1 pseudogene is annotated in these 403 nt (G+C 65.5%); it reads left to right on the forward strand.

The window, feature by feature from the left end:
- Window positions 1–403: pseudogene (locus XH98_RS12870) on the forward strand (DUF1522 domain-containing protein); the annotation flags it as partial.

Genomic DNA, 403 nt, shown 5'->3' on the forward strand with positions numbered 1-403 from the left:
AACCCCACCAACTTCTTCACCGCACAGTCGCTCGACAACCGCGCCAGCGACATCAACAATTTGCTCGATGGCATCGCCAACGGCGTGCAGGTGCTGCAGGCCGCCAACACCGGCATCACCTCGCTGTCGAAGCTGCTCGACTCCGCCAAGTCGATCGCCAACCAGGCGCTGCAGACCACGGTCGGCTATTCCACCAAGTCGAACGTCTCGACCACGATTGCCGGCGCGACCTCGTCCGACCTGCGCGGCACCACGACCTACTCAAGCGCGACGGCGCTGACCAACGTGCTGTTCGACGGTACGGCCGGCGGTACCCACGCTGCCACCTCGACCACCACGCTCGGCGGCACGATCGGTACCGTGACCGGCTCGGTTGTTCAGGACAACAACGGCGGCGGTGCGG

It is taken from the genome of Bradyrhizobium sp. CCBAU 51745, from assembly GCF_028128715.1.
Taxonomy (GTDB): domain Bacteria; phylum Pseudomonadota; class Alphaproteobacteria; order Rhizobiales; family Xanthobacteraceae; genus Bradyrhizobium; species Bradyrhizobium manausense.